Annotated in this window: 28 protein-coding genes and 1 other RNA gene; 20 read left to right on the top strand and 9 right to left on the bottom strand. The window is 38.9% G+C overall.

Annotated features, from left to right (window positions below; all coding sequences use genetic code 11):
- Positions 1 to 127: 127 nt before the first annotated feature.
- The 4 genes from OS138_RS02825 to trmB all read left to right on the top strand — a co-directional run bounded on the left by OS138_RS02825 (position 128) and on the right by trmB (position 3793).
- Positions 128 to 865: an ABC transporter ATP-binding protein gene (locus OS138_RS02825; protein WP_010723628.1), complete on the top strand. Its 738-nt coding sequence runs from the start codon at positions 128 to 130 to the stop codon at positions 863 to 865.
- Positions 858 to 2069 (top strand): ABC transporter permease, encoded by a 1212-nt coding sequence (locus OS138_RS02820; RefSeq protein ID WP_325069664.1) that lies wholly within the window; start codon positions 858 to 860, stop codon positions 2067 to 2069. The genes OS138_RS02825 and OS138_RS02820 overlap by 8 nt, the downstream gene beginning before the upstream one ends.
- Positions 2070 to 2272: 203 nt before the next feature.
- Positions 2273 to 3055, top strand: coding sequence for a phosphotransferase family protein (locus tag OS138_RS02815; protein ID WP_002286194.1), 783 nt, complete (start codon positions 2273 to 2275; stop codon positions 3053 to 3055).
- A gap of 69 nt (positions 3056 to 3124) precedes the next feature.
- Positions 3125 to 3793 carry a tRNA (guanosine(46)-N7)-methyltransferase TrmB gene (gene trmB, locus OS138_RS02810; protein WP_325069663.1) on the top strand — a complete coding sequence of 223 codons (669 nt, stop codon included), beginning with the start codon at positions 3125 to 3127 and terminating at the stop codon, positions 3791 to 3793.
- 91 nt (positions 3794 to 3884) lie between these two features.
- Here the strand turns inward: trmB and ade are convergent, their stop codons facing one another.
- Positions 3885 to 5639 (bottom strand): adenine deaminase, encoded by a 1755-nt coding sequence (gene ade / locus OS138_RS02805; protein WP_002319187.1) that lies wholly within the window; start codon positions 5637 to 5639, stop codon positions 3885 to 3887.
- Positions 5640 to 5770: 131 nt separating this feature from the next.
- Between ade and comGA the strand changes: the two genes are divergently transcribed.
- The 9 genes from comGA to OS138_RS02760 all read left to right on the top strand — a co-directional run bounded on the left by comGA (position 5771) and on the right by OS138_RS02760 (position 11852).
- Positions 5771 to 6700: a competence type IV pilus ATPase ComGA gene (comGA, locus tag OS138_RS02800; protein WP_002293666.1), complete on the top strand. Its 930-nt coding sequence runs from the start codon at positions 5771 to 5773 to the stop codon at positions 6698 to 6700.
- The gene (gene comGB / locus OS138_RS02795) at positions 6657 to 7706 is read left to right on the top strand and encodes a competence type IV pilus assembly protein ComGB (protein ID WP_325069662.1); all 1050 of its coding nucleotides are present in this window, start codon (positions 6657 to 6659) and stop codon (positions 7704 to 7706) included. The genes comGA and comGB overlap by 44 nt, the downstream gene beginning before the upstream one ends.
- A complete protein-coding gene (gene comGC, locus OS138_RS02790) occupies positions 7703 to 7981 on the top strand; it encodes a competence type IV pilus major pilin ComGC (RefSeq protein WP_002286179.1) in 279 nt (92 codons plus the stop codon). The genes comGB and comGC overlap by 4 nt, the downstream gene beginning before the upstream one ends.
- Positions 7956 to 8426 carry a competence type IV pilus minor pilin ComGD gene (gene comGD / locus OS138_RS02785; protein ID WP_325069675.1) on the top strand — a complete coding sequence of 157 codons (471 nt, stop codon included), beginning with the start codon at positions 7956 to 7958 and terminating at the stop codon, positions 8424 to 8426. Before comGC ends, comGD begins: the two co-directional genes overlap by 26 nt.
- Positions 8398 to 8745 carry a hypothetical protein gene (locus OS138_RS02780; RefSeq protein WP_325069661.1) on the top strand — a complete coding sequence of 116 codons (348 nt, stop codon included), beginning with the start codon at positions 8398 to 8400 and terminating at the stop codon, positions 8743 to 8745. Before comGD ends, OS138_RS02780 begins: the two co-directional genes overlap by 29 nt.
- Positions 8708 to 9133, top strand: coding sequence for a competence type IV pilus minor pilin ComGF (gene comGF, locus OS138_RS02775; RefSeq protein WP_002325315.1), 426 nt, complete (start codon positions 8708 to 8710; stop codon positions 9131 to 9133). The genes OS138_RS02780 and comGF overlap by 38 nt, the downstream gene beginning before the upstream one ends.
- Positions 9105 to 9464 (top strand): competence type IV pilus minor pilin ComGG, encoded by a 360-nt coding sequence (comGG, locus tag OS138_RS02770; RefSeq protein WP_002293655.1) that lies wholly within the window; start codon positions 9105 to 9107, stop codon positions 9462 to 9464. The genes comGF and comGG overlap by 29 nt, the downstream gene beginning before the upstream one ends.
- Before the next feature lie 171 nt (positions 9465 to 9635).
- The gene (locus OS138_RS02765; RefSeq protein ID WP_002319190.1) at positions 9636 to 10643 is read left to right on the top strand and encodes a class I SAM-dependent methyltransferase; all 1008 of its coding nucleotides are present in this window, start codon (positions 9636 to 9638) and stop codon (positions 10641 to 10643) included.
- 24 nt (positions 10644 to 10667) lie between these two features.
- Entirely contained in the window at positions 10668 to 11852 is a 1185-nt protein-coding gene (locus OS138_RS02760; protein ID WP_002286171.1) for an acetate/propionate family kinase, read from the top strand.
- 435 nt (positions 11853 to 12287) lie between these two features.
- On the opposite strand, the gene abc-f is transcribed toward OS138_RS02760, so the two are convergent.
- The 7 genes from abc-f to OS138_RS02725 all read right to left on the bottom strand — a co-directional run bounded on the left by abc-f (position 12288) and on the right by OS138_RS02725 (position 17278).
- Entirely contained in the window at positions 12288 to 13871 is a 1584-nt protein-coding gene (abc-f, locus tag OS138_RS02755; RefSeq protein ID WP_002324244.1) for a ribosomal protection-like ABC-F family protein, read from the bottom strand.
- 104 nt (positions 13872 to 13975) lie between these two features.
- The gene (locus OS138_RS02750; RefSeq protein ID WP_002293651.1) at positions 13976 to 14104 is read right to left on the bottom strand and encodes a hypothetical protein; all 129 of its coding nucleotides are present in this window, start codon (positions 14102 to 14104) and stop codon (positions 13976 to 13978) included.
- Between the two features lie 342 nt (positions 14105 to 14446).
- Positions 14447 to 14590 (bottom strand): portal protein, encoded by a 144-nt coding sequence (locus tag OS138_RS02745; protein ID WP_002293650.1) that lies wholly within the window; start codon positions 14588 to 14590, stop codon positions 14447 to 14449.
- A 221-nt stretch (positions 14591 to 14811) separates the two neighbouring features.
- Positions 14812 to 15291 (bottom strand): universal stress protein, encoded by a 480-nt coding sequence (locus OS138_RS02740; protein ID WP_325069660.1) that lies wholly within the window; start codon positions 15289 to 15291, stop codon positions 14812 to 14814.
- Between the two features lie 72 nt (positions 15292 to 15363).
- Positions 15364 to 15648, bottom strand: a complete 285-nt coding sequence (locus tag OS138_RS02735; protein ID WP_002327297.1) for a hypothetical protein — start codon at positions 15646 to 15648, stop codon at positions 15364 to 15366.
- A gap of 77 nt (positions 15649 to 15725) precedes the next feature.
- Positions 15726 to 15920: non-coding RNA, 6S RNA (ssrS, locus tag OS138_RS02730), on the bottom strand.
- 71 nt (positions 15921 to 15991) lie between these two features.
- Complete coding sequence (locus tag OS138_RS02725) at positions 15992 to 17278, bottom strand: replication-associated recombination protein A (RefSeq protein WP_002297594.1); 1287 nt, start codon at positions 17276 to 17278, stop codon at positions 15992 to 15994.
- Between the two features lie 137 nt (positions 17279 to 17415).
- Here OS138_RS02725 and OS138_RS02720 point away from each other — a divergent pair, with 137 nt between their 5' ends.
- From OS138_RS02720 to OS138_RS02690, 7 genes are all read left to right on the top strand, one after another.
- Entirely contained in the window at positions 17416 to 18087 is a 672-nt protein-coding gene (locus tag OS138_RS02720; RefSeq protein WP_002297596.1) for a DNA-3-methyladenine glycosylase, read from the top strand.
- On the top strand, positions 18053 to 18541 hold the full coding sequence (locus tag OS138_RS02715) for a DUF3013 family protein (protein WP_002289091.1): 489 nt from the start codon (positions 18053 to 18055) through the stop codon (positions 18539 to 18541). The genes OS138_RS02720 and OS138_RS02715 overlap by 35 nt, the downstream gene beginning before the upstream one ends.
- A 12-nt stretch (positions 18542 to 18553) precedes the next feature.
- Positions 18554 to 19501 carry a 50S ribosomal protein L11 methyltransferase gene (gene prmA / locus OS138_RS02710; protein WP_002301283.1) on the top strand — a complete coding sequence of 316 codons (948 nt, stop codon included), beginning with the start codon at positions 18554 to 18556 and terminating at the stop codon, positions 19499 to 19501.
- Entirely contained in the window at positions 19502 to 20266 is a 765-nt protein-coding gene (locus OS138_RS02705; protein WP_002289095.1) for a 16S rRNA (uracil(1498)-N(3))-methyltransferase, read from the top strand.
- 233 nt (positions 20267 to 20499) lie between these two features.
- Positions 20500 to 22713 (top strand): RelA/SpoT family protein, encoded by a 2214-nt coding sequence (locus OS138_RS02700; RefSeq protein WP_002289096.1) that lies wholly within the window; start codon positions 20500 to 20502, stop codon positions 22711 to 22713.
- Positions 22714 to 22723: 10 nt separating this feature from the next.
- Positions 22724 to 23170 (top strand): D-aminoacyl-tRNA deacylase, encoded by a 447-nt coding sequence (gene dtd, locus OS138_RS02695; RefSeq protein WP_325069659.1) that lies wholly within the window; start codon positions 22724 to 22726, stop codon positions 23168 to 23170.
- Positions 23171 to 23339: 169 nt separating this feature from the next.
- Positions 23340 to 24599, top strand: a complete 1260-nt coding sequence (locus OS138_RS02690) for a cytochrome P450 (protein ID WP_325069658.1) — start codon at positions 23340 to 23342, stop codon at positions 24597 to 24599.
- Between the two features lie 89 nt (positions 24600 to 24688).
- Here the strand turns inward: OS138_RS02690 and OS138_RS02685 are convergent, their stop codons facing one another.
- The gene (locus tag OS138_RS02685) at positions 24689 to 25636 is read right to left on the bottom strand and encodes an aldo/keto reductase (RefSeq protein WP_325069657.1); all 948 of its coding nucleotides are present in this window, start codon (positions 25634 to 25636) and stop codon (positions 24689 to 24691) included.
- Between the last annotated feature and the right edge of the window lie 277 nt (positions 25637 to 25913).

The raw sequence follows: 25913 nt of genomic DNA, 5'->3' as shown, positions 1-25913 counted from the left end.
CTTTCTATAAAGAATAAATACTTCAGCTTAACTTTACCATAAGTTAAAGCTATTGTAAGGAAAAAAACAAAATACCGTCATTTTCTTCGTGGTATAATAAATAAAAATAAATAGCGGAGGAAAAAGAATGAGTTTAATTATCGATCATGTCACAGGGGGGTACGGACATCTCCCTGTGTTAAAAGATATCAGTTTCGATGTACAGCCTGGAGAGATAGTAGGGTTGATTGGACTGAACGGAGCAGGGAAAAGTACGACCATCAAGCACATTATCGGTCTGCTGGAAGCTTCAAAAGGAACGATAGAAATCAATCATCTATCCTTAAAGAAAAATACGGAAGAATATCGCAAACAAATTGGGTATATTCCAGAGACTCCTTCTTTATATGAAGAATTGACATTGAGAGAACATATCGAAGTCACTGCGATGGCCTACGATATACCTATGGATACAGCAATGAAAAGAGCAGAAAAGTTGTTGGAGACTTTTCGGTTATCTAATCGTCTTGACTGGTTCCCAGCTAATTTTTCAAAGGGAATGAAACAGAAAGTGATGATCTTATGCGCCTTTTTGATCGAGCCTTCTTTATATATCATCGACGAACCATTTTTAGGCTTGGATCCACTAGCTATCAATGCATTGCTTGAATTGATGGTAGAAATGAAAAAAGAAGGAGCCGGTATTTTGATGTCTACGCATATTTTAGCTACTGCAGAAAAATATTGTGATCGTTTTGTGGTCTTACATAACGGAGAGATACGAGCAGACGGTTCTCTTGAGATGTTGAGAAAAGAATTTCAGCTGCCGGATTCTTCTTTAGACGAAATCTATATTGCTTTAACAAAGGAGCAGGTACATGAGTAGTTTTTTTCAAAAACGTTTAGCAAGACATCAAAAGAAAATGATGAAATATATGCGTTATGTATTGAACGATCATTTTGTTTTAGTTTGTCTTTTCTTGATTGGCGGTGTGGGATTATATTATTCTAATTGGTTGAAAACCCTGCAGCCACCGTTTGCAATTGGAGGGCTCATAATCTCTGTATTTTGGATGCTCTGTTTATTCGTGGGTAAGATGGCTACTTTTGCAGAGGCAGCAGATATTGTTTTTTTACTTCCTAAAGAAAAAGAAATGCAAACCTATTTGGAACGAGCTTTTCGCTATTCTTGCATTTTTCCGTTGATCTTTTTGATATTGGCATGCGGATTGGCCATGCCATTAGTGGTGGTTAGTACGGAGCAATCCTTTTCGATGTTTTTCGTCTATCTGATCATATTATGGAGTTTGAAATTCAGTCATCTGCAAATCAAGAGAGCAGAATTGTTTCGACTAGATCAACAAGTTATTCGTTATTGGAAATTAGGCTGGTTTTTTTCTTCTCTGATCTTTTTGTTTCTATCATTTTATTGGCTGATATGGGCAGGAATAGCAGGTGCATTAGTACAGGCAAGTCTATATTACTGGTTTTTGTGGAAGCAACAAGAAAAAGGATTGGATTGGGAGAAAATGGTGCATGTAGAAGAACATAGGTTGCATCAGATCTATCAATTTATCAATTTATTCACAGATGTTCCTGAAATTACGGCAAAAATCAAAAGAAGACGCTATTTGGATCCTGTATTGACTCATATTAAAAGAGAATCAAAAAACACTTATCTTTACTTGTTTGCAAGAAGATTGGCAAGAGGTTCTGATTTTAGTGGTCTTTATTTCCGATTAGTAATTATAGGTGGGTTATTGATTGCCGGAGTAGTCGACTTTTATTTTAGTCTGATTATCGGTTTCTTATTTTTATATTTGATCGGGTTCCAACTGTTACCTTTAGCGAACCAGTTCCGCTATATGGTTCTCGTCCAGCTTTATCCGATCCATAAGAATCAGAAGAAGCAGGCGATTCAGTATCTACTCACATGGGTATTAATTATCGCGTCGGTTATTTTTGGTTTGATTGCTGCAGTCGTATTAGATGGGCAGCAGCGATGGGTTCCGCTAGCGGCTTATTTGATTGTTACTATGCTCTTTGTTAAACTATATGTACCCACTCGTTTGAAGAAGATGTCAGACTGAAAACAGAGCTGTGTAGGGTAAAAATGAGAATGAAAAATAGAGCGTTGACAGTAAGAATGCTGTTCGTTCTATTTTTTTTGAGAAAAGCTGGTTTTTTGAATGGCAATTAAATGAAAAAGAACGTATATGTGCTTGACGTGTAGTGTTCAGGCGACTAGAATAATAAGTACTGCAAAACAAAGAGTAAGAGGACGGGAGAATGCATGATGGAGTTTCAGTTAGACCAAGAGTGGCGGTTACGTCCCATCAAAGGCGACACAGGAAAAACATACATAGGCATGCGTGATGAGGACAAAGTCTTTATTAAACGAAACACGACTCCGATGTTGGCTGCTCTTTCAAGGGAAGGAATTACACCAAAACTTGTTTGGACAAAACGAACGGGGAATGGCGATACTTTGACAGCACAAGAGTGGCTGGAAGGTCGCTTGCTGACTCCTAATGAGATTGGTCAAAGAAACGACGTGATTGATGTTTTGTACCATTTACATCATTCAAATTCTCTTAAAACCATGCTGACCCGTATCGGTGGTCGTGTCATGACGCCGGAGAAGATGCTGCAAAAATATGAAAAAGAATTACCGGAAGAACTCCAGAAAAATCAATTTCTGCAAATTGTCCATCGTTTTCTTCGTGAGCAGATCCCGTCAATAGATAAGGAAAACTTATCAGTAGTACACGGAGATGTAAACCATCGTAATTGGTTAGTATGTAAAAATTATTTATATCTAGTCGATTGGGATTCAATCATGTTTGCAGACCCTGCGGTGGATATTGCAACGATTTTAGGAAATTATGTGCCACTGTCTAGCTGGAATCAGTGGCTGATCAGTTATGGCATACGCCCGACTGACGAAATGCTTGAAAAATTTCATTGGTATGCGGCCATGAATTTGCTCCAAGAAATCACCAGATATTGCAAACGTGAAGATCATCGACGGATGAACGAAGAAATTTTACAATTAAAACGAATTTTCAGTGGCTGAGGTTTGGCCCAAACTCTGCGGAGATTTGGCCAGACCTTTTTAATTAGAGGAAAGGAATGGAGATAAATAATGCGTGTCCGAAATCGTCCGGGAGCAGCGGAAATGTTAGCGGCTCACCCGAATTTTGTAATTAGTGATCCAACATTGTGGAAGGGAAAATGGAATGAATTGTTTGAAAACGATCATCCAATCCACATTGAGATTGGTATGGGGAAAGGCCAGTTCATCACTGGAATGGCAAAAGCCCATCCTGAAATCAATTATATTGGAGTAGAAATGCAGGTCAGTGTTGTTTCGATTGCACTAGACAAGTTGATCGAACAACCGCTTCCTAACCTGAAACTTCTACATGTGGATGGATCAGCGTTGACAGAGTATTTCGCTGACAGCGAAGTAGATCAAATCTATCTGAATTTTTCCGATCCATGGCCAAAAAAACGTCATGAAAAACGGCGATTGACATATAAGACTTTTCTTGCTATAGATGAACAGATTCTTCGTCCAAATGGAGAAATCCATTTCAAAACAGATAATCAAGGATTGTTTGAGTATTCTCTGGCAAGTTTTTCTCAATATGGCATGATCCTCAAACAGGTATGGTTAGATTTACATCAAAGTCAATTTGAAGGCAATATTATGACGGAGTATGAAGAAAAATTTTCTTTAAAAGGTCAACGTATTTATCGAGTAGAAGCTCAATTTCAAGATAAGACCAAAAAGAAAAATCTGCGAAACTAACTTTCTGCTTTCATAAAAACATTAATATCCATAAATAAATCCCAGAAAATGAACATTACAGATGTAATGTATTTTCTGGGATTTATTTGATTTAAAATGTATTTATTTCATCGGTTTTTCCACAAGGTGGAATCAATTGGAAGCGAGAAAATGAAAATAATCCTTTGTCGGTGATCTTCAATTCGGGTATGACAGATAATGTTAAGAAAGAAAGTGTCAAAAAAGGATCAAAGGTTTTAGCTGCTCCTAGTTGATGTGCTTTAGTTATTAATTCATTCAACTGTTCATAGACGATCGAAAAAGGTTCCTGTGTCATGATTCCGCCTATAGGAAGAGAAACACAAGCTATTTCCTGCTGTTTGTTGACAACGGTCATCCCGCCACCTTTTTGAATCAAAAGATTAGCAGCATACAGCATATCCTCGTCGTTTGTCCCAACGACAACTAGATTATGCGAGTCATGGGCAATCGTTGTCGCTATCGCTCCTTGTTTCAGCTGAAATCCTTTCACTATGCCTAATCCAATGTTTCCCGTTTGATGGTGACGCTCGATCACCGCAATCTTTAATTGGTCTTTTTCGATTGAAGGAATGAATCGTTCGCCTTGTCGGTCCACTTTTTCTACCAAATCTTTAGTCACTAGACTATTCGGGATAATTTCGATCACATGGACTTGTGAAGAAGAAAGAAGCAGCTCTAACGAATGTGGATTTAATGGTTGAGCGTTTAGTTTTGGCAGACAACACGTATATGAATTTGAATGATCAGCAAATAAATGGTCTTGGAGTTGCCCAGATTGAACAACTAATGTTCCCTTATAGAAAACTTCATGAATTGGCAGCTTGGTAAGATCGTCTGTTAAGAAGAAATCAGCTTGATACCCAGGGGCAATCGCACCTAGTGTTTTCAAATCAAAACATTCTGCTGCATTCAATGTTGCCATCTGAATGGCTTGTAATGGATCGATTCCAAGTGCAATAGCTTGACGGACGATATGATCGATTGATCCTTCTTTTACTAAATCATTGATCAGTTTATCATCGGTGACAAAGAAGCATCTTCTTGAATTTTCAGGTGTGATCGCCGGTAGTAGCGATGCCAGATCTTTTGCAACGGTCCCTTCTCGAACCATTAAATACATACCAAGATCCAAACGTTCTTTAGCTTCTTTTGCAGTTGTAGCTTCATGATCCGTCCGAATACCTGCTGCAGGATAAACATTTAACTCTTCCATGCCGATACCAGCTGCATGCCCGTCAATTTTTTTCTTATGCTGGTGCATCAATTGGATCTTTTCTAGGATGTCTGTTTCATTATTTGCTACTGCTTGATAGTTCATGACTTCAGCTAAGCCTAAAACTTCGGGTTTTTGTAAAAAAGGGGCTAATTTTTTTGCATTTAAATTTGCACCATTGGTCTCGAAAGGGGTTACAGGTACACAAGAAGGTAGCATAAAAAAGATATTCATGAGTGTTTGTCTTGCATCTTCTATCATAAACTCAAGACCTGTACTCCCAGCAATGTTTCCTATTTCATGGGGATCTGTCACTACAGTAGTAACTCCATGAAGCAAGGATACTTTTGAAAATTCGCTTGGTGATAAAAGTGAGCTTTCGATATGCACATGGCCATCGATGAATCCTGGCACTAGATATTGCCCATTAGCATTATGTACGCTTTTTCCTTCGTATTCACCGATTCCTACGATCATTCCTTCGCAGATTGCTACATCTTTTTCCATGATTTCTTTCGTAAAGACGTTGACGATCTTAGCATGCTTAATCACTAGGTCAGCGGGCTTTTTTTTACTTGCTACTTCGATATATTTCCTTAATGTTGTTTCCAATGGAGTGCCTCCCAAGATAAATTTTTATAAGTATAACATAAATTCGGCTTTTGCCAATATTTTTTTGTAAATTCATTTTATTTGAAACAAAAAGATCAAAAAGACGTATGTTTTTTGTGGAGGGGAGAATAATGGAAATAAAACGATTATCGGATCAAATGATAAGTGAAAGTTTTGCCAAACATGCCCAAGACGTATATATATTGCCAGCTTCAGAAGTATTTTACATCTATTTTCGCTATGGAAAAAAACGAACATTCTGGAAGAAAGTCTCTTCGGCAGATGGACAGCAACTGATCTCAAGATTTAAGTATTTGGGACAGATGGATATCGGAGAAAAAAGAAAAGCTCAGTTAGGTGCATTTACTTATTCTTTAGAAAAACAGGAAGTTCGTCTGCGGTTGTCTTCTGTAGGAGATTACCTTCAACGAGAGAGTTTAGTGATTCGGCTATTATACGGTACTTTTGAAACACCCCATCGTTGCTTTAGTTCTCGAGATTTTGCAACTATTTTACAGAAAACCGTCAGACGTGGATTATACCTTTTCAGCGGACCAGTCGGATCAGGCAAGACTTCTCTAATGTATCGGTTGGCTTTGGAAGAAAAATTGCAAGTGATTACTATTGAAGATCCTGTAGAGATAGAAGAACCGTTTTTTCTGCAGCTACAGATCAATCCGAAAATAGCACAGACTTATGATACACTTTTGAAACTCGCATTACGGCATCGTCCAGACTTGCTGATCATTGGCGAGATAAGAGATGAATCAACTGCACATGCTGCGGTAAGAGCAGCACTAACAGGGCACCGGGTTTTTGCAACCGTACATGCACGCAATCTTGAAGGTACATTGGTCAGAATCCATGAACTGACAAAGAAAAAAGAAGAGCTATCTGAATGTTTAGCTGGTGTCATTTATCAAGAACTTTTGGAAGATGCCAATCACCATCCTTCTGTCTTATGGAGTTATCAATTTATGGAGGAAGAATCAGTAAAAAAATCATGGGAGGAAAGTTATGAAGAAGCTCAGGAAAACATTTGGCAGTCAGAACTATTCTAAAGGATTAACAAGAAGCCAGCAAAACCAGTTTGCACAAACCATGGGAGAACTGCTTTTATCTGGTTTTAGTCTGCAAGAATCCCTTTATTTATTACTCACGATCCGTTCGTTTCCACCTGTTATTTTGGCAAACATCCAACATCAGCTAAAGGAAGGGCAAGCGTTTAGTGAGGTACTTTCGCAAATAGGATATGGAGCAGAGCAACTGGTACAGATCGAGTTAGCTGAACGTCATGGGAATCTGCCGACAACTTTGTTGGAAATTGCCAAACAGTTTCGGCTTGTTGAAGGATTTCGCAATGATTTGAAAAAGCTGCTTGCATATCCGATGCTATTGCTCACCTTTTTGCTAGGTATCTTGTTTAGTATGCGATTGTTCGTTTTGCCTCAGCTTATTGGTTCAGGAATGGTCATGCAAGAGCATTGGGGGATTCAGCTGATACAAATCTTTCATTGGTATGTTCTACTATTCATCCTAGCGGTTACTCTATTGGCTTTACTAGTAAGGTATCGTCTGATGAAGTTGTCCCCTGTTGATCAGAGTGAATGGATAAGCAGACAATTATTGATTGGACCGATATATTCCTTGTATCAATCGGCTTATTTGTCACTAGAGATTGGAAAGCTTTTTCATGAAGGTTTCGAATTAAGGCAAATCATAGTCTGCTTAAAGGAAACGAAACAAGAAAGTCTGATTCAGCATCTTTCCTCTAAGTTGATTCAAGGATTGGAGGCAGGTATGTCATTGGCTGAGCAGTTCCAGAATTATCGTTTTCTATCAGAAGAATTCAGTAAAATTGTTTTACAGGGAGAGGCAAAGGGAAGTTTAGGTAAAGAACTGATTTTTTACAGCGAATGGACAAGAAAACAGCTTTTCAAACGTCTTCATCACTGGATGCATTTTATTCAGCCAATCATTTTTTTGGGCGTAGCGGCTTTGATTTTATTAGTTTATGCCGCTGTTTTATTACCTGTTTACGGAAGCATAGAGGAGGTTTTGCCATGAAAAAGAGAAAAATATCTTATTATAGCGGTTTTACATTGATCGAAATGCTAATCGTCTTACTGATCATCAGTGTATTAGTGTTGTTGTTCGTCCCTAATTTGTCGCGTTATAGGAATCATGTAGACCAAGAAAGTCGTGAAGCGATCATCCAGTTGGTAGACACACAAAAAGAGCTCTATGCGCTTCAAAATAATGGAAGAGTTCCTACTGTGGAGGAATTGTTGAATGAAGGCTATATCAAACGAGAACATGCAGAAATCTATCAGCGGCCTTGAAGGTAAGGTTTTAGCATCAGGATATACGTTGTTTGAATCACTCTTACTGATTTTATTACTTACAACGATCCTTTCTTTTCCAGTTCTCGCATTTTCTGCATGGAAGAATGAATTGGCAGTCTATCAATTTTTGAGCCAATTTGAAAAACGAATCTATTCTACGCAAAAAATCGCTATTGTGAATCAGATCCAAACAGGCTTTTATTGGAATAGTGAAGAGAATCAAATCATTTTTCATGTTCCGAATCCAGATAAAATAAATTGGGAAGTATTAGATATTCCTGATGAGATTACCTTGAAACGCCATGCTTCTATTACTTTTGCTGCTAGAACCGGAAATGAAAGTTCACTAAAAGCTTATCAATTTTATTGGGAAGAAAAAGAGCGGACGATTACGTATCAATTCCAGATAGGGAGTGGTCGCTATACAAAAAGAATTGAATAAAACAGGATTTGTTTTGTTGGAGTCCCTTACAGCGCTTATGATCGCTTCTGTCTGTGTCTACTTAGTGAGCTTTGGCCAGCTGTTTTTGCTTCAGGCAGAAAAGAAAAGTGGGGAGGAGCTGCTATTTATTCGAATGATTTATGAAGATATCAAGACGCAGCGGATGTATCACAAAAGACCAGAGCGAAGGGAAGAAATGTTCCCATACGATATCCAAATTGTCGATAATAATGGAGTAATCGAAAAAGTGTTTGTCAATATGGAGAAAGAAGCGATCAGTATTGAAAAAACAAGTAATTCCAGCATTTACGCTGATTGAATGTCTAATTGGACTGATGATATTGAGCAGTCTATTGCTCACATTCAATCTTTTGATTCAGCAAACCATCCAAGTAAGTGAATTTCTGCAGCGTAAAGATCAAAAAGAGTGGCTAATATTTTTAGCACAATTAGAAGAAGAACTCAAGAGCAGTCACAATGTCTCTGTGAAAAATCAGCAACTGCACTACACGATCGAGGATAAACAGTATATCATCGAAAGATATCAGGCAATGATACGTAAAAGAAGAACTTCCGGCGGACATCAACCTATGTTAACAAGTATCACTGAGCTTCAATTATTGGAAAAAGAACACACAATTTCTTTTTATGTACACTTTGAAAATGGAGAAGATGGATATGCCATATGGACAAAAAACGATCAGTAGAAAATGTTATAAGGGCTCTATTTTATTTTCTGTCTTGCTTTTATTTCTTTTATGTACGTTTTTATTGATGGCAGCATTAGAAAGCTACCGTTTGTCAATGGATCTTAATATACGAATCAAAAATTATTATATAGCAAAAATAATGAAGCAGATGGCTTTATCGGAACAGTCTACGCTTGCCGAAAGTTCGGAAGGAGTTTTTTACTACACAACTGGATCTGTAACATATCAGTGGGTACAACAGTCCCTATTCTTAGAGGTGGAAGTCTCACCGTTTATCTTTCGGTTCACAGAAGAAGTAAAAAATGATACAGATACTAGTACAGAATGATGGAATGTTCGTGAAAACGCCCTCTTTTCTGTTATAACACTGTTTTTAATAAAAAAATGTTTGCCGTTTCACAAATAAAAAACAGTGAAAACGATTGAAATTTTGTCAATTGTTCGATAGAATTAAACAGGTGAAAAAATTGTTATAATATATCTAGAAATGAGGTGCACCATGTTACCAGAAAAAATGGAACAAGGGTTTAATCAAAACCTGGAAGCTATTCAGCTTTTACAGAATGCATTGGGAACTTCCTTTTTAGAAGCCTATGTCGAAAATGCAGAAAATTTAATAGATGATTATCAAGTACGTGTGGTGGATGGAGTGCCGACAAAAGAGACAACGCAACGGATCACAGCTCTTTATGAAGAGTTGAAGAAACTTTCTTTCGAGCCAGAAGAATGGCGCAGACTGTCTCAATTACTTTTATTGAAGGGCAGCCAGACAGAACATTTGCAGGCGAACCATCAACTCACTCCTGATAGTATCGGTTTTTTATTTGTTTTTCTTATTGAACAACTATACACAAATAAAAAAGCACCGGTTAAGATTCTGGATATTGCGGCAGGAATGGGCAACTTGTTATTAACAGTTCTTTTAAACCTATCGAATGCGGGGTACCAAACAGAAGGAATTGGTGTGGATATTGATGATACATTGTTGGCTGTCGCAGCTTCTACAAGTGATTTGACACAAGCAAATGTTCAATACTTTCATCAAGACGGGTTGCAGGATTTATTAATAGATCCTGTCGATTTTGCAATCAGCGATTTGCCAATCGGTTATTATCCGAATGACGAAAAAGCAAAAGAGTTTTTAACAAGTACCGAAGAAGGCCATAGTTATGCACATCATTTATTGCTAGAGCAATCAATGAAATATGTGAAGCCGGATGGTTTTGGTTTGTTTTTGATGCCGAGTGGATTTTTAGAAACGGATCAAAGTGAAGAAATCAAAAAATGGTTTAAAGAAGAAGGTTATCTTCAAGGAATGATTCAATTGCCAGATGAATTGTTCCGTAATAAACAATCGCAAAAAAGTATTTTGATCTTACAGAAAAAAGGACCACAAGCACAACAAGTAAAAGAAGTCTTGCTTGTGAAACTTGCTTCATTAAAAGAACCAGAGAAGGTGACGGAATTTTTCAACGAGTTTAAAAACTGGAAATCATCTGCTCTGTAATCATTCAACGAGAAGGAGAGTCATATGTCTAAAACAATTGCAATCAATGCTGGGAGTTCAAGTTTGAAATGGCAATTATATCAAATGCCAGAAGAAACCGTAGTTGCGAAGGGGATCGTCGAACGTATCGGTTTACAAGATTCTATTTTTACCATCAAGTACGGCGATAATCAAAAATTCGAACAAATCATGGATATCGAAAACCACGAAGTAGCAGTAAAAATGCTGTTAGATCAGTTGATTGAACTGCAAATTTTAAGCTCTTATGATGAAATCACCGGAGTAGGGCACCGTGTTGTTCACGGAGGAGAAACTTATGGGGATTCAGTAGTGATCGATGAGAAAGTAATGGACCGCATTGCTGAATTAGCAGAATTTGCTCCTTTGCATAATCCTGCAAACTTAATGGGGATCAAAGCGTTTAAAAAGATTTTACCTGACATTTTGAGTGTGGCTGTATTCGATACATCTTTCCACTCAACAATGCCAAAGCAAAATTATTTATATAGCTTACCGGTGTCTTATTATGAAGATTTCAAAGTAAGAAAATATGGCTTCCATGGCACAAGTCATCGTTATGTGTCGGAACGTGCGGCAAAATTATTGAACAAACCGATCGAAGAACTAAAAATCATCACTTGCCACTTAGGAAATGGTGTATCGATCACAGCAGTCGATGGAGGTAAATCCATGGATACTTCTATGGGATTCACACCATTAGCTGGGGTGACAATGGGTACACGTTCAGGTGATATCGATCCAGCTGTTCTCCCATATTTAATGGAAAAATTAGAGATTGATATTGATGAAATGATCAATGTTTTGAACAAGAAATCTGGTCTGCTAGGCCTAACAGGATTGTCTAGTGATATGCGTGATCTTGAAAAGAACTATGAAAAAGAACATATTCGTTTAGCTTATGATATTTTCGTGGACCGCATCCGAAAATACATCGGCGGTTATGTGACAACGATGAATGGTGTTGATGCAATTGTCTTTACTGCTGGTATCGGCGAGAATGACGGACATGTACGTAGTGAAATCATCAAAGGTATGTCTTGGTTTGGTTGTGAAATCGATCCAGCGTTGAATGAATTGCGTGGTGAAGAAGTAGATATCTCTACAAAAGAATCAAAAGTAAGAGTATTAGTGATCCCAACAGATGAGGAACTAATGATTGCCCGTGACGTGGAGCGTCTGCGCGGCTAAGCCAAAGCATTCGTTAGGATAAAAGATGAAACGCATGCAAGAGGGAATTCTTGCATGTGTTTTTTTGCGGAGAAGACCGCAAAATGGTAATTTAACTTCAATTTCCCTTCTTTTTTACAGGATCTTCTTAGGGAATTTTGCTTGGAAAAGTGGTCAAAAGGGAAAAGACTGGCATTTTATTTATTGATTTTCAGGAAAATCCCAATATTTTATTTTCATTCATCTTTATAAGGGACATTACATATGTAAAAAGAAAAAACATTTTTAGATCAGCCTCGTGGGCTGTCGACTTTATTCTTTGCTTTATGTTTAGCTAGAAAATCGATCCGAAACATTTATTGATCGAATAATAAAAACTTGATTTTTCACCTGTGCTTTGACTGAATCGTGAAAGCACAGGTATGAAAATCAAGTTTTTTGTTGCGAAAAAGCGTCCTAGTCAATTAGTTGGCCGAGCGGCTGGCGGCTGATCTGCTCCTGATCAATAACGAGTGCTTCTTGGAAGTGTTGCTGCAAAAAGTAGCGGTCATGGCTGACTGCTAGGAGCGTTCCTTGATAGTCTTGCAGCATTTCTTCAATTTCTTCTCGAGCATAGCTGTCGAGGTGATTGGTTGGTTCATCCAAAATCAGGACGTTGATTTTTTCTAAAAAGAGTTTCAGCAACGCCAAACGGATTTTTTCACCACCGGATAAATCTTTGATCCGTTTACCCACATCGCTTTGATAAAAGCCACTTTTGGCTAATTGCCGTCGAGCGACTTCTTCGTTTCCAGTCAATGTGATGGCGTAAGCCAGCAAACGGCTATCGGGATCGGCAAACTGCAGCTGCTGCGGCAAATAACCGATTTGCAAGCTACTACCTAATTTGATGGTGCCACCGTAAGGCTTTTCCTCACCGAGTAATAATTTGAGTAAGGTTGATTTTCCTGCACCATTGTCGCCGATGATGGCTAAATGATCTCCACGATAGACTGCAAAACTGCTGTCTTTGAATAGTACTTGATCAGCGTACTGCTGGTGCAAGTTTTGAATGATGAAAACTTCTTTGCCAGATTTTCCACCATTAGACAAGCTTTGCAGCCGATTTTTCGGGGGAGCTGGCGGTTTGACGAGTGTCAGTTTCGCCAGGCGGCGTTCCAGTTCTTTGGCTTTTTTGAAGAAGGACTCATTGTCTCCTTCATGTGCCCACTGACGAAAACGACGAATCATGACTTTCAACCGCTGGACTTCTTTTTGCTGCAGTTCGTAATTTTTTGTCAGCTCAGCCAAGCGAGCTTCTTTCAAGACTCGAAAACGGCTGTAGTTTCCGGGATACTCAATCAATGCACCTTCTTCCAGTTCCCATGTTTTTGTGGTGACTTGATCGAGAAATTGCCGATCATGAGAAACGACCAGAACCGATTTTTTTGTATTCTGTAAATAGTTTTCCAACCAGCGAATACTGTTAAGATCTAAATGATTGGTCGGTTCATCGAGTAAAAGTAAATCGGCATCGGCTGCTAAAATTTTGGCTAAAGCGACTTTAACTCGTTCGCCTCCGCTAAGTTCTGTTAACCGTGCTTCCTGACGGTGTGGAATCCCTAAGCCTTGCAAGATCGCTGCAATCCGGTCTTCTAATACGTAACCGCCTAGTTCTTCAAAGCGATGCTGCAGCTCACCGTAACGGGTCAGACACTTCTCTAAGTTTGTATCTGGTTCTGTCATCAATGCTTCGTAGCGACTCATTTGCTGTTTGAGGTCCTGTATCTCAGCGGCAGAATGGAGCAAGTAGTGGTTGACGGTTGCTTCGGAAACTGTAAGTTCTTGTTCGACCGTCCCGATCTTTAAGCCTTTTTTGCGACTGATAACACCGCTGTCGACACCTTCTCTGCCGGTCAAGATTTGTAAAAAGGTTGATTTGCCAGTTCCGTTGATACCGACTAAGGCAATTTTTTCACCAGCTTCAATTTGACAGGATAAATCCTCAAATAATGGATTCCCGCCGATTGTTTTTTTAATAGAAATTGCTTGTATGATCATGATCTCTCTCCTTGAGACCACTCAAAAAGGCCATGGTTATCCATGGCCTGTGTTATTTAAACTCAGATTATCATGAGAAAAATACCTTGAGATGGCCATTGATTTTACGTGAATTCAACTGTTTTGGACAAACTTGTCCCGTCAACAGCAACTGTAAAACCAATTGCATGGCTAAATGCGATATGGTATCGTTGGTAATTTTCATTACTTGTTATTTTAGTCATGCGCATCATAGTATTTTCCCTCCTTCGTGTAGTTGTCTTTTTCAGTGTACCTGAAAGTGTCAGAAAGTTCAACTAGCGCTGACATTTACTTAATATTTATCGATGTGTAATTCTGTCAGAGAGCTTTTTTTATCTGACTGAGGGTAATGTCTCGTGGACCACATCATTGTATTCTGAGCTAAACCAGCGTTCAGGCGAAATCATATGGTGTTTGATAAAAAACTTTGTCTACATGACTTCCTTTTGCCATTTGCTTAATACCGTTGCATTAAACAGCTCTTCTCTTTGGAAATCACCAACATCACGTTCAGGAGTATCGTTGTGGTTATAATGGCAAGCGGTAGCCTTTCATCAATTCTTGAATGATTTACCGAATGTAGCACTTGCCTTCTCGCGGTACCCGAACCCGAAATAAAATTTTAGTTTGGCGATAAAATCGGTATCCGCCATCGATACTTCATATTTTTTCGTATCAGATTCATCGGAAACTTCCACATTGACGAACCAATAAGCTTTGGCATGCTTAGGTCGTTTTAAACCACACCAGGGCGACTAATCGCCCTGGTGTTCACTTTTTTTATTTTACTTGAACTCATTGACTGTTTTCCCTTTATTTTAAACATTATAAAGACCGATGAGTGCTTGCCGCGTCTTTTGTTTTTATCACGGTTTTTTGTGCAAAAAAACCTGCCGATAGTTGGCAGGTCGTCTACGTGTTAAGCTTTGGTGTGGTCTTTAGCTGGCAATTGGTTTTCTAAATCAGTTCGGACAACAAGCACATCGCAAGCTGCGTTTCTAATAACATATTCAGAAACAGAACCAATAAATAAACGTTCTACAGCATTCAATCCTGTGGCTCCTAACATAATCAAATCTACTTGATTATCTTCTGGGATTTCTCTGGCAATAATTTGTTTTGGTGAGCCATATTCTACGACAGAGGCTACATTATTCAAGCCAGCTTTCTTCGCATTGCTTTCATAATCTGCCAATGTTTGCTTTGCCATTTCAGTAGCTTGTTCTGCAAGCATTCCATCAAAGGATGAAACGGTTTGGAAAGAACGTGTGTCAATGACATGTGCTAATAGAAGTTCTCCGTTATTTCGGATAGCTACATTGACCGCCTTTTTAAAAGCTAATTCAGCTTCATCAGAACCATCTACGGCAACCATGATTTTTTTGTATTGTTGTAACATAAGCATTCACTCCTCAAGTCAATCGTATTGTACTCTTTTATTGTAGAACACTTTAGGGAAAAAGAGAATTATTTACTGCTTTGGTTCAGCAATTTTTTTTGCAAATCGGATACTGAAGGTGGCAGAAACAATAATTACGATCAGTAAAAAGACCAAGGCAATAAAGCGTTGATTGAAAAAGGCTGTTAAAATACCCATTATGCCTAAAACAGCATATGCAGCTCCGTAAAATTGTAGGAATCCTTGATTTTTATCATTTTTGTTGATCAATACAAAAAAGATATCCTGTTTATTAAATAAATAATAGCTAACGAATAATAATACTAAAGTGGCGATAATCATTAAAATCCTAATCATGAACAAATCCTCCAAAATAAGCAACAAATAGAAAAAGCAATTTGCCAAGAGCAAATTGCTTTATTCTTTAAAAGATGGTAATCTCCGTTAATGCCGTTGTTTGTCCTGTAGTATTGATCCCGCGAATTCAAGCAGGTGGGTCCCATGGTCGTAGCTTCGAACTACCAAATGATAAGGCATGTTACCAGCAGTGACACAAGACGGGTCCCAAGATATCAATAAAAATGTTCGGTCAACACACAAAGAGGACAATTCGAACATCACAGATTTCCCACCTCTATAGTAGCATATGAATTTAAAAAGAGCAATGAGAGAGCTCGCAGAAACAGAACCGTTTTCTTGTCTAGTTTTTTGGAGGATGCTTTTTCCACTCTTTTATACGGTAATACTGTTGACCCAGAGCCTGTTCATATTTTCCTGTATCTTTTGGCTGATAATACTGAGCATTCTTCAGTTTATCTGGTAAATATTGCTGATTGACCCAAGCCTGATCAAAATGATGAGGATACTGATAACCCACGCCACGGTTGAGTGATTTCGCACCTTTGTAATGGCTATCTCTCAAATGATCAGGAACATCTCCGGCTTTGCCATCTCGAATATCAGCAAGCGCTGCATCCAATGCCATATAGGCAGAATTAGATTTTGGCGACAAGCAAAGATCGACGACGACGTCTGCTAGTGGGATACGTGCCTCAGGCAATCCCAATTTTTCAGCAGCTAATACAGCGTTCACTGTACGAGCCGCAGCAGCAGGATTACCTAAACCTATATCTTCATAACCGATAACCATCAGACGCCGGCAAATACTTGCCAGATCACCTGCCTCAACTAAACGGGCGAGATAATGAAGTGCAGCATCCACATCACTTCCACGAATCGATTTTTGAAAAGCCGAAATAACGTCATAATGAGCATCTCCATTTTTGTCATGGGTAAGAGCTTTTCTTTGGACACATTCTTCAATGATCGACAGTGTAAGATGAATCCTTCCTTCTTTATCTGAAGGAGTCGATAGTGTAGCCAGTTCCAGCCCATTCAATGCACTCCGCAAATCGCCGTTCGTTGCACGCGAAAGGTGAAGAAGAGCATCTTCGTCTAACTGGATTGCTTGTTGTCCAAGGCCGCGTTCTTTATCCCTTAAAGCATGTTCGACTGCCAACTGGATGTCTTGTTCTGTTAATGGTTTGACTTCAAAGATCTGTGTACGGCTGCGGATCGCTGGATTGATGGTAATATAAGGATTCTCAGTAGTCGCTCCGATCAAGATGATTCGGCCACTTTCTAAATGAGGAAGCAGAAAATCCTGTTTTGTTTTATCTAATCGGTGTACTTCATCCAATAAGAGGATCACTGTACCACTCATTTTTGCTTCTTCCGCTACAACTTGTAGATCCTTTTTTGAATCTGTAGCGGCGTTTAGCATGCGAAATGCATAGTTAGTAGAGCCGGCGATCGCACTTGCGATACTCGTTTTTCCAGTACCAGGAGGTCCATATAGAATCATGGAAGAGAGCATGCGAGCATCGACCATGCGGCGTATGATTTTTCCTTCCCCGACTAGATGCTGCTGACCAACGACTTCATCGATCGTTCGAGGTCTCATGCGATAAGCCAATGGCTGTTGCATAGGATTTTCCTCCTTCTTGTTTTTACGTCCCTTAATTATATCATATTTAGCAAGATGCCTAGAAAGAACAGCCTTCTGTTGTTTTGTTTTCATAGCTTATCCAACTAATATTGTGTATGATAAAGTAGGTGAGAAAAATGACGGATAAACAAAAGATAGATGAATTTTTTTGGAATAAAACGACGCCAGAAGTGGCACGGGATTTATTGGGGATGTATTTGGAGCATGACACACCAGAAGGAAGATTAGCTGGATATATTGTAGACGCGGAAGCATACCTAGGTCCAGAAGACGAGGCCGCCCATAGCTATGGTTTAAGAAGAACACCGCGTGTGCGGGCAATGTATGAAAAACCAGGTACGATCTACCTTTACACGATGCATACTCATCGGATTTTGAACATCATTACTCAGCCAGAAGGGATTCCTCAAGGAGTAATGATACGTGCAATCGAACCCGCCGCAATGATTGATCAAATGAGTAAAAATCGTGGCGGAAAAACTGGTCCAGATATCAGCAACGGTCCGGGAAAATTAGTGGAAGCATTAGCAATTCCTCAAGAACTTTACGGTCAGTCTATAGCAGATAGTTCGTTACGCTTAGTTTTTGAGAAAAAAAAGACACCAAAAAAGATCAATGCTTTGCCTAGAATCGGTATCCCAAACAAAGGTGTATGGACAGAAAAGCCGTTGCGTTTTGTTGTGTCGGGAAATCCTTATATCTCTTTACAAAGAAAAAACCAAATCGAGAAAGATTGGGGTTGGAGGAAAGAAAATGAAAAAGAAGGATCTATTAACATACTTAGATGAAATAATTGAAAAACAAGTGACAGACTATGATGTAGCTTTAGATTGGGATACAAAAAATCATACGATCGAGATCGTTGTTCGCTTGTTTGCAGAAAATAAAGCACAATTTGAGATTGATGATGCAGAAGGGATCGTTTCGCAAGAACCAATTATCGAATTTGAAGACGGCGTACTTCTTTTTAATCCTCAGAAATCTGTTTTTGATGAACGCAATTATTTAGCAGTAATCCCTTATGAAGGAAAAAAAGGGTTGGCAAAATCAGTAGCTGATTCTTTAGTGGAATATCTAAATGAAGTATTAGCTCAAGGGCAAAGCGATTTGCTTGATTTTTTGGATGAAGACGATGACGAAGCTGTATTCGAGCTTCACTGGGATAATCAGCAACTAGCAGAATTAGTAGAAGTAAAACAGCAAAATGAAGCAGATACTTATTTACCGTACCCAAGTTATTAAGGAGTGACAGATATGAAATGGAATGAAGTAAAAGTAGAAACTGAAAGTGAAGCAGTCGAAGCAGTTGCTAATATTTTGATGGAGGCAGGGGCGAGTGGTGTCGCGATTGAAGATTCTTTAGATGTTGAACATTTTCAGTCGGATCAATATGGTGAGATTTTAGATAAAAATGATTTTACATCGCTGAAAGAAGGCGCACTAGTCATGGCTTATTTTCCGGAAACGACTTTCTTACCGGAAATCTTGCCTTTTATCAAAGATCGTATCACACAATTACCTGAGTTTGGTCTAGCTATTGGAAAAAATAAAGTAACAGTTAGTGAAGTAGAGGAAAGCAACTGGGCAACAGCCTGGAAGAAATACTATCATCCGGTGCGTATTACGCGAATGCTGACGGTTGCGCCAAGCTGGGAAAACTACCAGACAGAAGATCCTCTAGAAAAAATTATCACACTAGATCCTGGTATGGCATTTGGCACAGGCACTCATCCCACGACTTCCTTGACATTGACAGCACTAGAAACAGTCTTGCGTGGTGGTGAAACATTGCTAGATGTGGGAACTGGGTCGGGCGTGCTAAGTATTGCAGCAAAATATCTTGGTGCAAAAGATGTCTATGCCTTTGATTTAGACGAAGTAGCCGTTCGTTCGGCGAAAGAAAATATGGATATGAATGAAATAGCCAAAGATGTCCATGTATCAGCTAACGATCTTTTGACAGGAATCGAGATTGAAAGTGATGTAATCGTTGCGAACATTTTAGCAGATATCATCTTATTGATGATCCCAGATGCTTGGCGTTTACTGAAGCAAACAGGCACGTTGATCGTTTCAGGAATCATTGAAGAGAAGAAGCAAATAGTTCTGGATGCCATGTTAGAACAAGGGTTTATCGTGGATCAAATTTTCCAGCAAAAAGACTGGTATGCAATTATTTTGAAAAAACCAGAGGTGGAATAGATGCAGCGGTATTTTTTAAAAGAATCATATGAATCAAAAGACTATTTTGTTTTAGAAGGGGAAAACTATCACCACATTGTACGGGTTATGAGGATGGAACCCGAGGATGAAGTTTTTTTGGCATTCAATGATCAAATAGCCATTGTTGCAGAAATCACGGAGATTACTGAAGAGGCTGTTTATCTGAAAGAAATTAAAAAAGAAGAAAATCAAAAGGAACTGCCAAGTTCGATTACCATAGCGAGTGGCTATCCTAAAGGGGAAAAGCTGGATTGGATCGTTCAGAAATCCACTGAATTAGGAGCACAAGCTTTTCTTGGTTTCCCGGCATCAGCCTCTGTCGTTAAATGGGATGCAAAAAAACGTATGAAACGACAACAACGGCTTGAAAAGATTGCTCAAGAGGCAGCGGAACAATCCCATCGGCAGATCGTGCCATCAGTAGAGTTATTGGAAACGAAACAAGATTTATTTGAGCGGCTAGATGATTATGACGTGGTCTTGGTTGCTTATGAGGAATCAGCAAAGCAAGGCGAAAAATCAAATGCAGCCAAAATTCTTAGTGAAACAAAACCAGATAGTCGAATCTTAGCTGTCTTTGGACCAGAAGGTGGATTATCCCGCGATGAAGTCGATTATTTTGTAGAACACAAAGGGATACTTTGTGGATTAGGACCAAGAATCCTTCGTACAGAAACAGCACCTCTTTATTTATTAAGTGCTGCTAGCTATCAATGGGAATTAATGAATCCTTCTTTCAGCTAACGTTCTTCATTAATAAAAGAGTATCGACGGAAAGAATTGAAAAAATAGTCAACAATTTGTATAATAGAAACAATTATTTATACAATGGATACGAAAAATCGTTTGAAAAAGCTTTTAAAAAGCGAACATTTCCGTAAAAAAAACGTATAACTGCACGGATTTTGGGACAATTATCAAACAGATATTTGTCCCGATTCCCGTTTTACCGAAAAAAGAAAGGGGGATCGATTCCTGTGACAAAAGAAGAAATTTTAACGGGACCCGGTGTCATAAAGCTCGTTAGTCAATACATGGGTCCCGAACATGTAGCATTTGTTGAGAAAGCATGCGAATACGCGACTGCTGCACATGACGGACAGTTTAGAAAATCAGGCGAACCCTACATTATTCATCCTATCCAAGTCGCAGGTATATTAGCAGATTTAAAAATGGATCCCCATACAGTGGCTACAGGCTTCTTACATGATGTTGTTGAAGATACAGAAATCACTTTAGAAGATCTGAGAGAAGAATTTGGCGATGACGTTGCTATGTTAGTGGACGGCGTAACCAAATTAGGGAAAATAAAATATAAATCCCACGAAGAGCAGTTAGCAGAAAACCACCGAAAGATGCTGCTAGCAATGGCTCAAGATTTACGAGTTATCATGGTCAAATTAGCTGATAGACTACATAACATGCGTACGTTGAAGCACCTGCGAGAAGATAAGCAAAGAAGGATCGCTCAGGAAACTTTAGAAATCTATGCGCCTCTTGCACATCGTCTAGGGATCAGCCGGATCAAATGGGAATTAGAAGATACAGCACTTCGTTATCTAAATCCAAAACAGTATTACCGTATCGTCCACTTGATGCAGACGAAGAGAGAAGAACGTGAAAAATACGTAAGTGGTACTGTTGAAGATATTCGAATAGCAACAGAAGAGCTGGGGATTTTTGCAGAAATCTATGGACGGCCAAAACACATTTATTCAATCTATCGTAAAATGAAAGATCAGAAAAAGCAGTTCAACGAAATTTATGACTTGCTAGCTATTCGAGTGATCGTAGATTCAATCAAGGATTGTTATGCTGTATTAGGAGCAATCCACACAAAATGGAAACCAATGCCCGGCAGATTTAAGGATTATATTGCCATGCCAAAAGCTAATATGTACCAATCTTTGCATACTACCGTGATCGGTCCGGCAGGAAATCCGGTAGAAATTCAAATCCGAACACAGGAAATGCATGAAATCGCTGAATTCGGGGTTGCTGCACACTGGGCCTATAAAGAAGGAAAAAATGAAAAAGTAGAACCAGATGGTATGACGAAACAATTAAGCTGGTTCCATGAGATACTCGAACTTCAAGACGAAAGCTATGATGCTTCTGAATTTATGGAAGGCGTAAAAGGAGATATCTTTAGTGATAAAGTCTACGTCTTCACACCAAAAGGAGACGTTACTGAGTTACCAAAAGGATCAGGACCATTGGACTTTGCATACAGTATCCATACAGATATCGGTAACAAAACCACTGGTGCAAAAGTAAATGGCAAAATGGTGCAGCTTGATTACAAATTGAAAAACGGCGATATCATTGAGATTATGACTTCTCCAAATTCATTTGGCCCAAGTCGCGACTGGTTGAAATTGGTTGCTACTAGCAAAGCAAGAAATAAGATCAAACGTTTCTTCAAAGCCCAAGATCGAGAAGAAAATGTGATCAAAGGCCACGAATCCGTGGTCAAATGTATTACAGATCTAGGATTTACGCCTAAAGATATTTTGACGAAGAACAAACTGCAAGAAGCACTTGATCGTTTTAATTATCAAACAGAAGATGATCTCTATGCAGCTGTAGGGTATGGAGAAGTTAGCCCCTTGACGATGGCCAATCGTCTGACTGAAAAAGAACGTAAAGAACAAAAAATCGAGCAGCAAAAGCAAGAAGCAGAAGAAATCATGAATCAGCCGAAAAAAGAACCTGACAAAATGAAAGTACGTCATGAAGGTGGCGTTGTCATTCAAGGGGTAGAAAACTTACTAATTCGTATCAGTCGCTGCTGTAATCCGATTCCTGGTGATGATATCGTTGGTTATATCACTAAAGGCAGAGGGATATCCATTCATCGTCGAGATTGTCCGAATGTTCAGCCTGACAAACCAAATGTAGCAGAACGTTTGATTGAAGTCGAATGGGAAGATACATCGAATACACGAAAAGAGTATGATGCAGATTTGGAAATTTACGGCTATAATCGTTCAGGCTTATTGAATGATGTACTTCAAACAGTCAATGCGCTAACGAAAAATCTCAACAGCGTTGAAGCACGGACGAATAAAGATAAAATGGCGACGATCCATTTGACGGTTGGTATCCAGAATTTATCCCACCTAAAGAGTATCGTGGATAAAATAAAAGCAGTACCTGATGTCTACAGTGTACGCCGGACGAATGGATAGGAGGACAGATATGAGAGCAGTTGTTCAACGGGTAAGTAAAGCTGCTGTGTCAGTCGATCAGCAAGAAATTGGAAAAATTGGCTACGGCCTACTTGTTTTATTAGGCATTCATGAAACCGATACGCAAAAAGATGTGGACTATCTGGTAAAAAAAATTGCACAAATGCGTATTTTTGAAGATGAACAAGGAAAAATGAATATTAGTGTAGAAGATGTGGGAGGACAAATTTTAAGTATCTCTCAATTCACACTGTTTGCGGATACGAAAAAAGGAAATCGACCAAGCTTTGTGGAAGCCGCACGACCAGAAACAGCTATTCCTTTATACGAATCATTCAATAAAGGAATCAGAAGTCGCGACATCACAGTCGCTACCGGACAATTCGGAGCAGATATGTCGGTTTCTCTCGTCAATGATGGACCTGTAACGATCATTATTGATTCTAAAAACAAATAAAGTAATCTAGTTTTCACTAGTAAAAACTATGAAACACGTCGCTTAAGTTAGACTGATAAACTCTAACTTAAGTGGCTTTTTTGTCTGCAAAAAGCGCTTCTTTTGTCAGCAGTCGGAAAAAAAGTTAAGCTTAAATTATACAAGTTATTTTTATAGGAGGTTGCTGAAGATGAAAGAAGTACCAGTAGTAGATATCAAAATCACAGACTTAAAAAAATTGTATCAAAAAGGATACAACATGTTGGAGGAGTTACGCCATGAAGCGGACGCTCCCGTCGTCAAAGCAAAGATTTTCAATAAAGAAGCTATCACGATCTACGGATCATCAGCAGCAAAAGTATTTTATGATCCAAGGAATTTCAAACGAAAAGGTGCTATGCCGAAATTAGTATTGAAGACACTTTTTGGTCAAGGTGGAGTACAGACTTTGGATGGAGCTGCTCATCACCATCGGAAAAATATTTTTATGGATCTAATGACACCGGAAAGAATGGAAGATTATCATCGTATCTTAGATAAGAATCTGACACAAGCACTTGAAGCACAGCATGGTCAATTTGAACTATTTGATTTAAGTAAGATGGTTTTCTTTACATCTATTTGCGAGTGGGCAGGTATCAATTTATCAGCAATTTCTAAAGATGAGGTCGAAAAATTAGCAGAATATCAAATCTCTATGATCAGCGGAACGTTTACTTCTCCGATTGATCACATAAAAGGTGTCGAAAATCGCAAAAAATCAGAAAAATGGGCACAAAGCTTGATTGAAGAAGCTCGACAAAATCCTGTGGCTGGAAAAGAAAATGTGGCATTATATGCTTTTGCCAATGCCACAGATTTAGATGGTCAGCTTTTACCTTTGGAAGTGGCAGCTGTTGAATTATTGAACATCATCCGTCCAACGGTTGCTCTAACTGTGTGGGCGGCATTGATGGGACATGCACTTTTCAGTAGACCAGATTTGTATCAGCAATTAAAAAATGACTTTTCGACGTTGCAAGATCCGTTTATTCAAGAAATGAGACGCTATTATCCTTTCTTCCCAATGCTACCTGCGATTTCGCTGAAAGAAGTAGAAGTAGATGGTTATCGTATACCAGAAGGCAGTTGGGTTATTTTAGATTTATATGGAACAGACCATGATGAACGAACAGTTGAAGCGCCAGATTCCTTTATGATCAAACGGTATGTAGGGAAAGCAAAAGATATTTCCTATAAAGAAGAATATGAGATGATTGCACAAGGCGGGGGAGATTTTCGACAAATGCATCGCTGTGCAGGAGAATGGATCACTCTTCATAGTCTACGTGTGTTTTCCGATCAGCTAGTAAATAAGTTTGAGTTCTCTGTACCTGAACAAGATTGGACGATTCCATTCAATCAGTTTCCGACTTATCCGAATAGCCGAGCGCTACTTTACAAGAATTAGATTAGCATAAACTTATCGAAAAAAAGGAAGATCAAACAGTGCTGATCTTCCTTTTTTTCATATTACTATAAATTGATAAGGTCAATTGATCAAAATCCACGAAATGCTTCATCAATGGTTTGATAATCTTCATTGGATAAATGCAAATCTAAAGCTTGGACATTGTCAGATACTTGCTCTGGACGCTTAGCTCCAGGTATAACTACAGACACTCGTGGATTCTTCATGTACCAAGCTAAAACAAGTTGCGCAGGAGTGGCTTGGTATCTTTTAGCAATGGGGCGAAGTACATCGACAGCGGTTAAAATTTCTTTGAAACGTTCTCCTTGGAAATCTGGATTTCTTTTTCGAGGATCTCCTTCACCAAAGTGTTTTTCCTCACCAAGTTCATATTTTCCTGTCAGCAAACCGGAAGCAAGAGGAAAATAGGGAACAAAACTGATTTTGTTTTTTTCAAGATAAGGGAATAATTCTTTTTCAGCCTGCCGATGGATCAAACTGTATTTATCTTCTACTACATCGACATATCCATCTGCATTCGCTTCTTTCAATTGTTCTAACGTGAAGTTTGACACACCGACTGCTCGGATTTTTCCTGCTTCTTTTAATTCATGCAATGTAGCAACTGATTCATTTTTTGGTGTGCTTTCATCCGGAAAGTGGATATAAAAAATGTCGATGTAATCAGTTTGCAGACGTTTTAGTGCATCTTCCACCGATTGTTTGAGAAACTCAGGAGAATTATCAAATATTCGCCCTTTATTTGGTACATGAGCAGCTTTTGTAGCGATGACGACACGTGAGCGATCATATTCTTTTTCCTTCAGTACCTCGCCAATCAGTTCTTCGGAACGGCCGTTTCCGTAAGCATAAGCGGTATCGATCAAATTGATCCCGCTATTCAAAGCTGTACGAACTACTTGTTTTCCTGTCTCATCTTCCAAACCGTCAAAAAGATTATGTCCTCCAACGGCATTTGCTCCTAATCCAAGCTGTTCTGCGTAGACTTGTGAATGTCCGATTCTTATTTCTGCCATAGCTGATTCCTCCTTTTTGTCTAGTCTAAAACAAAATACCAAAAAGCTGAACTAAAACGTTTTTGTGAGGGGAAATAGTCAGATATCTCTTGACTTTGAGACTGGTTTTTAGTAGGTTATAAGTAATATCGAATGTCAATGAAAGAGCGAGTAAGTTTTTGAAACTTTACAAGAGAGGATCATCGAGGCTGAAAATGATCTAAAGTTTCATTAGCCTAAAGACACTCTGGAGATGGACGAGTGAAAAGCCGTCCCGCGTACGAGCGTTATTCGTAAG

The sequence above is a fragment of the Enterococcus sp. E5-37 genome (assembly GCF_035726925.1).
In the GTDB taxonomy this organism is placed as follows: Bacteria; Bacillota; Bacilli; order Lactobacillales; family Enterococcaceae; genus Enterococcus_B; species Enterococcus_B faecium.
This window is presented reverse-complemented; position numbering and strand designations above follow the sequence as displayed.

Coding starts and splice junctions, on each gene's coding strand:
- OS138_RS02760 (WP_002286171.1), top strand. CDS start 10,668: ATGTCTAAAACAATTGCAATCAATGCTGGGAGTTCAAGTTTGAAATGG.
- OS138_RS02825 (WP_010723628.1), top strand. CDS start 128: ATGAGTTTAATTATCGATCATGTCACAGGGGGGTACGGACATCTCCCT.
- OS138_RS02815 (WP_002286194.1), top strand. CDS start 2,273: ATGATGGAGTTTCAGTTAGACCAAGAGTGGCGGTTACGTCCCATCAAA.
- OS138_RS02740 (WP_325069660.1), bottom strand. CDS start 15,291: ATGTTACAACAATACAAAAAAATCATGGTTGCCGTAGATGGTTCTGAT.
- OS138_RS02735 (WP_002327297.1), bottom strand. CDS start 15,648: ATGATTAGGATTTTAATGATTATCGCCACTTTAGTATTATTATTCGTT.
- comGB (WP_325069662.1), top strand. CDS start 6,657: ATGAAGAAGCTCAGGAAAACATTTGGCAGTCAGAACTATTCTAAAGGA.
- abc-f (WP_002324244.1), bottom strand. CDS start 13,871: ATGATCATACAAGCAATTTCTATTAAAAAAACAATCGGCGGGAATCCA.
- OS138_RS02765 (WP_002319190.1), top strand. CDS start 9,636: ATGTTACCAGAAAAAATGGAACAAGGGTTTAATCAAAACCTGGAAGCT.
- comGC (WP_002286179.1), top strand. CDS start 7,703: ATGAAAAAGAGAAAAATATCTTATTATAGCGGTTTTACATTGATCGAA.
- OS138_RS02720 (WP_002297596.1), top strand. CDS start 17,416: ATGACGGATAAACAAAAGATAGATGAATTTTTTTGGAATAAAACGACG.
- prmA (WP_002301283.1), top strand. CDS start 18,554: ATGAAATGGAATGAAGTAAAAGTAGAAACTGAAAGTGAAGCAGTCGAA.
- comGG (WP_002293655.1), top strand. CDS start 9,105: ATGCCATATGGACAAAAAACGATCAGTAGAAAATGTTATAAGGGCTCT.
- OS138_RS02725 (WP_002297594.1), bottom strand. CDS start 17,278: ATGCAACAGCCATTGGCTTATCGCATGAGACCTCGAACGATCGATGAA.
- dtd (WP_325069659.1), top strand. CDS start 22,724: ATGAGAGCAGTTGTTCAACGGGTAAGTAAAGCTGCTGTGTCAGTCGAT.
- OS138_RS02820 (WP_325069664.1), top strand. CDS start 858: ATGAGTAGTTTTTTTCAAAAACGTTTAGCAAGACATCAAAAGAAAATG.
- comGD (WP_325069675.1), top strand. CDS start 7,956: ATGCAGAAATCTATCAGCGGCCTTGAAGGTAAGGTTTTAGCATCAGGA.
- comGA (WP_002293666.1), top strand. CDS start 5,771: ATGGAAATAAAACGATTATCGGATCAAATGATAAGTGAAAGTTTTGCC.
- OS138_RS02690 (WP_325069658.1), top strand. CDS start 23,340: ATGAAAGAAGTACCAGTAGTAGATATCAAAATCACAGACTTAAAAAAA.
- trmB (WP_325069663.1), top strand. CDS start 3,125: ATGCGTGTCCGAAATCGTCCGGGAGCAGCGGAAATGTTAGCGGCTCAC.
- OS138_RS02705 (WP_002289095.1), top strand. CDS start 19,502: ATGCAGCGGTATTTTTTAAAAGAATCATATGAATCAAAAGACTATTTT.
- OS138_RS02750 (WP_002293651.1), bottom strand. CDS start 14,104: ATGATGCGCATGACTAAAATAACAAGTAATGAAAATTACCAACGATAC.
- OS138_RS02685 (WP_325069657.1), bottom strand. CDS start 25,636: ATGGCAGAAATAAGAATCGGACATTCACAAGTCTACGCAGAACAGCTT.
- OS138_RS02715 (WP_002289091.1), top strand. CDS start 18,053: ATGAAAAAGAAGGATCTATTAACATACTTAGATGAAATAATTGAAAAA.